The organism is Streptomyces hirsutus, from assembly GCF_001418415.1.
GTDB classification, from domain to species: Bacteria; Actinomycetota; Actinomycetes; order Streptomycetales; family Streptomycetaceae; genus Streptomyces; species Streptomyces hirsutus.
Genome location: NZ_LIQT01000352.1, coordinates 1 through 2,521 on the forward strand (window position 1 = coordinate 1; position 2,521 = coordinate 2,521).

General features: G+C 69.4%; 3 protein-coding genes. 2 read left to right on the forward strand and 1 reads right to left on the reverse strand.

Annotated elements, in window-relative coordinates; genetic code table 11:
• Positions 1 to 325 (forward strand): hypothetical protein (locus AOK11_RS44070; protein ID WP_206188923.1); only part of this gene is annotated, 325 nt, incomplete at its 5' end.
• A gap of 152 nt (positions 326 to 477) precedes the next feature.
• On the opposite strand, the gene AOK11_RS25450 is transcribed toward AOK11_RS44070, so the two are convergent.
• Positions 478 to 1,485 carry a stage II sporulation protein M gene (locus AOK11_RS25450; protein WP_055596061.1) on the reverse strand — a complete coding sequence of 336 codons (1,008 nt, stop codon included), beginning with the start codon at positions 1,483 to 1,485 and terminating at the stop codon, positions 478 to 480.
• Between the two features lie 171 nt (positions 1,486 to 1,656).
• Here AOK11_RS25450 and AOK11_RS25455 point away from each other — a divergent pair.
• On the forward strand, positions 1,657 to 2,521 hold an 865-nt coding region (locus tag AOK11_RS25455), incomplete at its 3' end, for an RDD family protein (protein WP_055596062.1).

Sequence of the window (2,521 nt, forward strand, 5' to 3'; positions counted from 1 at the left end):
AAAGGAACCTCAACGACCGGAAGAAGATCCGCTCGTCGGGGTATCAACATATCTGGCGTTGATTTTTGGCACGCTGTTGAGTTCTCAAGGAACGGACGCTTCCTTTGTACTCACCCTCGCGGGCTTTCCTCCGGGCGCTTCCCTTCGGTCTTGCGTGTCCGACTCTATCAGATCTTTCCGATCCGATTTCCTCGGGCTGCTCGCCTTCCCGGGTCCCGCTTTCGCGATTTCCCTTTCCGGCGGCTCCGACTTTATCAGAAGTTTCGCGCCGAACTTGCCGGTCGAATTTTTCCGATTTATCGGGAGGGGCTTCGTCGAAATCTGAGATTTCGAGAAGCAGTCAGATGTTCACAGTTGCCCCTGCGGGTCAGAGCCCAGCTCCAGGCAACTGTTCAAATCTACCTCCCCGCTCGGTCCGTGTCAACGGTTCCTGCGGGGCGAAGAGGAGACTAGCAGCTGAACGGAGCTCCACGCACATCAGGCTGCCGTCGGCACGACGGCGCTGCGTTCGGCCGTCTCCAGGTCGCCGGTCTCGCCGGCCCGAGCCGCGCGCCCGCCCAGGACGTAGACGTAGGCCAGGAAGGCCAGCTCCGCGACGACTCCGATGGTGATGCGGGCCCAGGTGGGAAGGCCGGACGGAGTGACGAAGCCTTCGATCGCGCCGGAGACGAAGAGGACCAGCGCGAGGCCGATCGCCATGGCCAGTGCCGCCCGGCCTTCCTCCGCGAGGGCCCTGCGTCGTGGCCGTGGTCCGGGGTCGATGAGGGTCCATCCGAGGCGCAGGCCGGTGCCGGCGGCGACGAAGACCGCGGTCAGTTCGAGGAGGCCATGGGGCAGAACCAGGCCGAGGAAGGTGTCCAGCCGGCCCACGGAGGCCATCAGTCCGAAGCCGACGCCCAGGTTGAGCATGTTCGTGAAGAGGATCCAGATGACCGGCAGACCCAGGAAGACGCCCAGGATCAGACAGAGGGCGGCGGCCCACGCGTTGTTCGTCCAGACCTGGGCGGCGAACGAGGCCGCGGGGTTGCTGGAGTAGTACGTCTCGTACTGGCCGCCGGGGCGGGTGAGCTCACGCAGCTCGGCGGGTGCGGCGATGGATGCCTGGACCTCGGGGTGGGTGCCGATCCACCAGCCGAGGAGGGCCGCGACCGCGGTGGACAGGAGTGCGGCGGGAACCCACCAATGGCGGGCCCGGTACACGGCGGCCGGGAAGCTGTGCGAGAGGAAGTGCGTGACGTCCCGCCAGGATGCGCGCCGTGCCCCCGTCACGGCGCCACGCGCGCGTGCCACCAGCTGGCTGAGTCTTCCGGTCAGCTGGGGGTCGGGGGCCGCGGACTGGATCAGTGAGAGGTGGGTGGCCGTGCGTTGGTAGAGGAGGACGAGTTCGTCGGCCTCGGCGCCGGTCAGCCGGCGCTGGCGCCGTAGTAGGGCGTCGAGGCGGTCCCACTCCGCGCGGTGGGCGGAGACGAAGACGTCGAGGTCCATCGGTGTGCCTGCTCCTCGGCTGTTCGTCGGCTCCCGCCGCGAGCTCTTCGGTCGTACGGACCGGCCGGCTCGGCGGTACGGGATGATCGGCTGGTCGTACTCCGGTGCGATGTGCCATCAGCTTGGCAGACTGGCGGTGTTCCGGGCAGGGCAGGGGAAGGGCGGGCGGACGTGAGTGAGCTGGTGACGGGCGAGGCTGTGGCGTTGGAGCTGCGCCCCGCGAAGCTGCCCAGCAGGGCGCTGGCCGTGCTGCTCGACCTGGTCGCGGCCGTGACGGTCTATGTCGTGGTGACCATCGCGCTGGTGGCCGCCACCGCTTCGCTGGACCAGGCGGCTCAGACGGCGATATCCCTCGCGGTCTTTCTGTTGTTGCTGGTGGGCGTTCCGATAGCGGTCGAGACGCTCAGCCATGGACGGTCGCTCGGGAAGATGGCGTGCGGGCTGCGGGTGGTGCGGGACGACGGGGGGCCGATCCGTTTCCGGCACGCGCTGGTGCGGGGTCTGATAGGTGTGATCGAGATCCTGATGACGATGGGCGTCGTCGCGTGCATCGCCTCGCTCGTGTCGTCGCGGGGGCGGCGGCTCGGAGACGTCTTCGCCGGGACCCTCGTCGTTCGGGAGAGGCTGCCGGTCGGTCCCGTGGACTCGGTGCCGCCGCCTCCGCCCTGGCTGGCCGGCCGATTCTCGGGGCTCGATCTGTCCGCGGTGCCGGACGGGCTGTGGCTCGCCGTACGCCAGTACCTGACGCGGATGCGGCAGCTGGACCCGCAGGTGGGCCACGCGATGGCGGAACGGCTGGCGGCGGACCTGGCGGACCGGACGGGAGCACCGGTGCCGCAGGGCGTGCCGGCGGCGGCGTACCTGGCGGCCGTGGTGCAGGAGCGGCAGGCCCGGGAGGCCCGGCGTGCCTTCGGGCACGGCGCCGGTGGAGCGGCCTTCATGGGGGGCGGACCGGACGGCACCTCCGGACCGGCGGGTGCGTACGCACCGCCACCCGTCCCTCGGGCGGCTCCGCCGCCCGCCTACCCCTCCGTTC

Bases quoted from the DNA above. Each gene is read 5' to 3' on its own strand.
- AOK11_RS25450 (WP_055596061.1), bottom strand. From the start codon at position 1,485: ATGGACCTCGACGTCTTCGTCTCCGCCCACCGCGCGGAGTGGGACCGC.